Here is a 6490-nt window from a genome sequence, read left to right as displayed (position 1 = left end):
TCGCGAAGTCCGTCGAGTACGGCGGGTGGACGTACTTGTCGCAGATCACCTTAGCCTGCCCGCGGATCGCCCGCTCGAGCGCGGCGCCGGCCTTCTCTACCTCATCCGGCAGGCCCGCAGATGATGATCGCGGCGTGGCGCAAGCAGGCCATTGAGGGGCTGGCCGGGGTGTTCTCCGGCAAGGCCGAGGCGAGCGAGGGCGCCCGGGAGGGCGAGATCGATAAGCTGCATGCCAAGATCGGCCAACTGGTGGTCCGCGTCGGGGCGTTGAGATGTTGACGAACACACTAAATAGAACGTATCTAGCTGACAAGACACCAATATCTTGGCGGGCGGCGGCGATGCCGTCCGATGCCTCGCAGTCTTGAAGGCGCGACATGTTCAGTATCGGCCGGCTCTATCACCTGACCCATGTCGTGAGCGATCTCGACGCGGTGAACGCCTGGTATGACGAGGTCTTCTGTCCGCTGCGACCCTATGGCGGGCGCTCCGACGCCGCCATGCGCGATGCGGCCGTGCTCGTCTTCGGCAACTGCGTGATCGAGGCCGTTCAGCCCGCCCCCATCCCCGGCGGGGAAAACTCGGCCATCGGCCGGTTCCACGCGCGATTTGGCCAGCACATGCACTCCATCGCCATGTTCGCGGACAACCTGGCCGACCTCTGCGACCGGTTCCTGGATCATGGGGTGCGCCTGTCGGGGACCTTCGGCGAGAAGATCACCGAGCGGGGCACGAACAAAACACTCTGGACCCACCCCAAGGACACCCACGCCGTGCTGGAGTTCGCGGCCGTCCCGCGCTTTCACTTCGACCCGCGCTTTCACCCCAGCTGGTCGCAGGCGTTCTGGCGCATCCACCCACTGGGGCTCACCCAGATCTCCCACGTGACGGTGCTGTTCCGCGACCTCGGTGAAGCTCATCGGGTGTACGGCGAGATCCTCGGCGGCGAGCTGCTGCAATCGGAGGAGATCCCCGGCGAGCGCAGGAGCGCGTTCTATTCGCTGGGTCCGGAGATCATCATCGAGGCGCTGCAACCGCTGATCGAAACCTCGATCGAGGGCCAGGATCTGGCCCGGAACGGGGAAGGCATCCTGGGCTTCACCCTTCAGGTCCAGGACATCGCGGCTGCGGTCGAACATCTGGAGGCCAAAGGGCAGGTCATCCTGCGGCGGGACGCCGACAGCGTCACGCTCGATCCGGCCTGCGCCTTCGGCATGGTGCTGGGGTTCACTCAGCGCACGATTGGCTGAGCCCAGGCGCCGACGCTATGAGGGAGCGGCGCGCGCGTCGCCCCGGCGTGTTCGAATCCGAGGATCGTTGCTAGCGTGGCCGACATGATCCGGGACCGCTCATGACGAAAGCGCCAATCCGTTCGCCGCGCAATCGTCTGCAGCCCGAGGCGCGCAAGGCGCAGATCGTTGAGGCGGCCGCGGCGCTGATCACCCAGCAGGGTGTTCTGCCCCTTGAGATCGAAACGCTGAGCCAGGGCCTCGGGATCAGCAAGGGGCTGGTCTACAGCTACTTCCCGACCCAGTACGACCTGGTGAACGCGATCCTGCGCCACCATCTGCTGGGGCTGTTGACCGGTGGGCTGGAGGCCGCGTCCCGCGCCGTGGATCCGAAGGAACGGATCCGGCAGTGCGGCCTCTTCTACTTCGAATATGTCACCGCCAATGGGTCGTTGCTGCGCATCCTGCTGTCGGACCGCTACATGGCCGGCAGGATCGACGCCGATCTGAAGGCGGCGATCGAGCGCACCGCGCGCCGCCTGGTTCGCGCGCTGCGGAGCGAACTCGGGCTCCGCGCCCGCGACGCGTCACTGACCGTCAGCCTGCTTGCCGCGGTCCCCGAGGAAGCGGGCACGCATGTATTCAACAAGCGGGTCGATCCTGCGCTCGCGCGAGAACTCTGCCTGGAGTTTATGGCCGGAGCGCTGGAGCACCTGCGCGGGGCACAGAACGATCGGCGGCCGACAGCGCCCTGAGGCGCGCGCGGGCACCCTCCATCATAGTGTCCGCCAGCCGCTCGATCTCCTCGACGGGGGCCTTTCCCCGGCCCAGCAGGTGGCCAGCCCGTACGACGATCGCGGTAAGCATCATGGTGCCGGGCACGGCCAGATGGGCCGGAATGCCGTCCGCCGCCGCCATGCCCTCGGCCGTCGTCTGCGAGATCCACTCGCGACGGGTGTGGTGTTCCTCACGCAGCACGCCGCGAAGTTCGGCGCTCCCCAGGAGTGTCTGCAGCAGGCTCCCGCTGCGCGCGATGTAGCGGAGATAGGCGGAGAAGGATTTGCGCGCCTGGCGGTTGTACTCGCTCTCCGTATCGATCGCGCCCTGCAGCGTGGCATCCAGATCGGCCTGCTCGCGACGGGCGATATAAGCCAGGAGTTCCAGCTGGTTGGCGAAGTGGTTGTACGCCTGCGCCTCGCTGATCCCGACGCTCCACGCGACCCGCTTCATCGTCGCGGCATGCAGGCCGTCCTGCATGATGAGCTTGGCGGCGGCGTCGGCGATCTGGTCGCGCCGCGCGGCCAGCGGCAGGCGCGTGCGGCTGCGCCTGGACGGCGCGCGCTCGGCGGATATGACCACATCGGGCGCGCAGTCTTCCGGCCGGGGCGGCAGCGGCGGCGGAACCGCGGTCCGACGGGCCGAAGCGCCGGACCAGTAGCCGCGCGGCGGATGCGGCACCATCAGCCGGTCGCAGATCTTCGCCAGGCCGCCGCCGCTGATCTTGAACTCGGCGGCCAGCGCGCTCAGCGGCCGCGACCAGACCAGGTCGTAGAGCTGCTGGCGGGTCAGGCGATAGGTGGGCTCCAACGGCATGGCTTTCGAGCTGAGGACCGCTTCTGGTTAGGTCGCGCCGCGGGGGACGGCAACCCGGATCCGACTGCGTCAAGCCCTCGCCGCCACCCATTCGCCGGGGCTAATCCTGTCGGCATAGAGACGGCGGGCCAACGCGAACTCCACCACCTGACACCCGGCGGTCTGCAGCTGCGCGGCCACCCGAGGGTCGGCGCAATGACCGGTAAGGCTGAACTTCACCTGGGAGAGGTCCACGGTCACACCGACCGGCGTCGGCCAGCCGCCCAGGGCGTGGATCGTCCCACGCAACGCCATCAGCGTCGCGGCGGCCGATTGTGCGCCGGCGCCCGTCACCACGCAGGCCACGGCCCGGTCGCGGAGATCGGGACGTGCGTCGTCCCGCAGGTCCTGCAGCAGGTCCAGGGCGTTGGTCAGCAAGCTTGAGACGCCGCCGTGATGGACGGGCGTGGCGATCACCACGCCGTCCGCGGCGCGCATAGCCTCGACGAACTGCGCCTGCTGTGGCGTGCGCGCCGTGGCGACGGGGTCGTACGATGGCAGGCCCGCCAGGTACCTCCCGCCAAAGAACCGGGTGTTGGCGCCGGCGAGCTCTGCCGCCTTCAACACCGAGAGCAGCGCGATATCGGTGGCGGAGCCCTGTCCGGCGGATCCGCCAAGACCGACGATCAGCGGTGACCGGGGCTCGCGGCTTCGGCGGGACTGCATGACTTGGCTCCTCGACCTGAGATCATCTTCTCACAGATTGGTGCGTTCCTCAATAGATACCCGGCGTCAGCTGCCAGCAAGCCGGTACACATTGGTGGCCGTGCCTGAGAAGAGCGCCGCCTTCTCCCCCGCCGAAGCGCCGCCGACGATACGCTTGAAGGCGTTCCAGAGGGTGGCATAGCTGCAGGCGCCCATGTCCACGGGGAAGTTGCTCTCGAACATGCAGCGGCCGGCGCCGAACCCCTCGATACAGGTCTCGACGTAGGGCGCCCACTCCCCGGCAAGCTGCGCCGAGGACGCCCGCGGCTCGGCCAGGAACGAGGGGAAGTTGCAGCAGGCCATGCCCAGCCCGCCCAGCTTCACATGCACGTTCGGCGACCTGGCCAGCTCACCGATGTTGTCGCGCCAGACCGGGAAACGTTCCCCGAGCCTGCCCGAGTAGCGGCCGCGGCCCAGCGGCGTGCCCGCGTGGTTCAGGATGATCGTGGTGTCCGGGAAGGCGCGGGCCAGGTCGATCAGGTCCGGCAACTGGGGCTCCAGCAGCCAGGCGTCGAAGCTGAGCCCCATCGGCGCCAGATGTCTGAACCCGGCCCGGAAATCGTCGCGCAGGTATTGGCCGCCGTGCGGCCGGTTCAGTGGGCCCAGCACCTCAGGGTCGGCGTCCCAGGCAGCGCCGACGCGGATGCCGCGAAAGCGTCCGCCGCCCGCCTGGACGTGGGCCTCCAGCACCGCCTGGACGCCGTCGCCCAGGGTCAGGTCCGCACGGCCGACAATCCCGGCGCAGACCCGCGATGGCCCGTAGATCCCGCTGGCGCTCATCGCCGCCACGCCGTTCACGAACTCGGTTTCGCCGACCGGGCGCAGCGCCTCGGGGACGTCGGCGCGGTAGAAGGCGACGCAATCCAGGAACACGGTGGCGATGACGTTGTGGCCGGATCCAATGTCGGCCAGCAACTCATCCAGCAGGTAGCGCTGCGCCGGCGCGATGGCGGTCAGGAACGGGTGCTGCGGCCCGGCTTGCGCCGGCGCCATGCTTCGATCCCAGAGGTGGTGATGCGGATCGACGATCGGCAGGTGTGGCTCAAGGATGGGTTCCGCCATGACGTCCCTCCCTTGCCGGTTAATCAGGACTGACCGGCCGGTTGTAGGCGCGAGGCGCCGCCGCGCCCCGCGACTACCGCTTCACGATTAGAACTTGGCGTCGAGGGAGACCCCAACGTGCCGGAAGGCTTCCGGCCCGAAGTTCTGCGCGTAGCCACCCGGATTCAGCGCCTGGACGGGGTACGGCGAAATGTTGCTGACCCAGTGCTTGTTGAGCAGGTTCGTTGCGAAAAGGCTGACCCGATAGCGTCCGTCGTCGGTCGACAGGCCGACTTGTCCCCCCAGCAGCCCGAACGACTTTTGGACGGCGAAGGGGTCGGCGTTGGGCAGGTAGTTCACGTCGCTCTGCCAGTTCCAACTCGCGCTGAAGTGGCCCGTCAGCGAAGAGATCAGGTTCGGGCGGTCGTAGGAGACGACGACGGCGGACTGGAATTCCGGAGCCCCGGCGACACGATTGCCCTTGGCGTTGACCGTCCCGGGAAGATTTGGCGCGACGCCACAGCCCGGCTGCGGCGGCGACGCGGGATACGGCGGCGTCGGTTCCGTGTGAGCCCAGCAGGGCACGCCGGGGAAGTCCCCATATTCGTTGTCCAGGTACGTCGCCGCGACGCTCACGGTCAGGCCCGACACGGGCGCCGCGACCACCTGGGCCTCGATGCCCCGGCTCTTGAGCGATCCGGCGTTTAGGATCCTGGACACCGTGGTCGTGGTTCCGCCGATGCCGATGGGGATGGTGACCTGGGCCTGGAAATCCTTGTAGTCGGTCACGAAGGCCGCGACGTTGACGACCAGCCGGCGATCGAAGAACGACGACTTCAGGCCAGCCTCGTAGGATGTCGGAATCTCCGGCTTGATGGACTGATCGATGGCGCCCGCCGTGAGCAGCGCGCCACCGAGCGTCAGGGCGCTGAAACCCGGGCCTTTGTAGCCGCGCGCGACCGTCACATAGCCCATCACGTCGGGCGTGAACTGGTTGTCCAGCGTGACACGCCACGAGAAGTTGGTCTCCGACACCTGCTGCTCGATCGCCGGGAAGCAGTTGGCCCTGCGCGTGCCGGAGACCACCGCGGGGTCGTTCAGCCGGAAACATGGCGTCACGTACGGGCCATCGAAGCCGACGTGGTTGAAGCTCGCGAACGGCGGCGTCGCGGGCGGAGCCACGGGCGCCGGCACGCCGAGCAGTAACGGAAGCGACGGATCATATACCCCGCCAGTGGTGTAGTTCAGCTTCAGCTCGTCCCGCGTGACACGGCCACCGACCCGTAGGGACAGTTGATCGTTGAAGTGGAAGGCCCCCTGCCCGAAGGCGGCATAGCTGTCACCGGTCACGTGGGCCCGCGCACCGTTGGCGCCGACGACAGCCGTCGGCGGAGCGACGATAGTTCCGGCAAGGGGAGCGGTGAAGGTTCCGGCCTGCGCGATGAGGCCCAGGTTGTTCTGGTGGGAATAGTAGAGCCCGGCCACGTAGTCGAACTTCTCGCCCAGTGGCGAGACCACTCTCAACTCCTGGCTCGTGCTCTGGAAGTTGATGTACTGGCCAGTGCCGTTCGCGAAGTTATAGCTCGCCAGGTCGGCATCGTAGAAGTTGCGGCGCTTCGTCTGGTTGTAGGCGCTGATTGAGGTAACCTGGAATCCGTTCCAGTCGTACTCGGCCGTCAGCGAGATGTTCTGCAGCCTGCCCCAGCCATTCACGTCACCATCAGCGGCGACCTCGAAGTTGTTAGGACCCGGGACCACGCCGAAGGCCGCGGCGGACAAGCCGAAGGCCCGGGTGGGATTGACGCTGACCCGCACAGTTGAGGAGCAGCAGTATACGCCGGTGTATGAGGCACCGGCATTTAGCACGAAGCTGAGCTTGTCGG

At 67.4% G+C, this 6490-nt stretch carries 6 protein-coding genes and 1 pseudogene; 3 read left to right on the top strand and 4 right to left on the bottom strand.

The window, feature by feature from the left end:
• Positions 1-117: 117 nt before the first annotated feature.
• The 3 genes and pseudogenes from Q0R13_RS17940 to Q0R13_RS17930 all read left to right on the top strand — a co-directional run.
• Positions 118-255 (top strand): annotated as a pseudogene (locus tag Q0R13_RS17940) (IS3 family transposase); the annotation flags it as partial.
• A 122-nt stretch (positions 256-377) separates the two neighbouring features.
• Positions 378-1250, top strand: a complete 873-nt coding sequence (locus Q0R13_RS17935) for a VOC family protein (protein ID WP_293906494.1) — start codon at positions 378-380, stop codon at positions 1248-1250.
• A gap of 101 nt (positions 1251-1351) precedes the next feature.
• A complete protein-coding gene (locus Q0R13_RS17930; RefSeq protein ID WP_293906491.1) occupies positions 1352-1984 on the top strand; it encodes a TetR/AcrR family transcriptional regulator in 633 nt (210 codons plus the stop codon).
• Here the strand turns inward: Q0R13_RS17930 and Q0R13_RS17925 are convergent.
• From Q0R13_RS17925 to Q0R13_RS17910, 4 genes are all read right to left on the bottom strand, one after another.
• Positions 1920-2816: a TetR/AcrR family transcriptional regulator gene (locus Q0R13_RS17925; RefSeq protein WP_293906488.1), complete on the bottom strand. Its 897-nt coding sequence runs from the start codon at positions 2814-2816 to the stop codon at positions 1920-1922. The two genes, Q0R13_RS17930 and Q0R13_RS17925, sit on opposite strands and share 65 nt — an antisense overlap.
• Before the next feature lie 75 nt (positions 2817-2891).
• Positions 2892-3527: an NAD(P)H-dependent oxidoreductase gene (locus Q0R13_RS17920; RefSeq protein ID WP_293906486.1), complete on the bottom strand. Its 636-nt coding sequence runs from the start codon at positions 3525-3527 to the stop codon at positions 2892-2894.
• A 66-nt stretch (positions 3528-3593) separates the two neighbouring features.
• Positions 3594-4628 (bottom strand): amidohydrolase family protein, encoded by a 1035-nt coding sequence (locus tag Q0R13_RS17915; protein WP_293906484.1) that lies wholly within the window; start codon positions 4626-4628, stop codon positions 3594-3596.
• An 87-nt stretch (positions 4629-4715) separates the two neighbouring features.
• The coding region (locus Q0R13_RS17910) for a TonB-dependent receptor (RefSeq protein ID WP_293906482.1) at positions 4716-6490 on the bottom strand (1775 nt) is incomplete at its 5' end.

It is taken from the genome of Phenylobacterium sp., assembly GCF_025351295.1.
Classification (GTDB): domain Bacteria; phylum Pseudomonadota; class Alphaproteobacteria; order Caulobacterales; family Caulobacteraceae; genus Phenylobacterium.
This window is presented reverse-complemented; position numbering and strand designations above follow the sequence as displayed.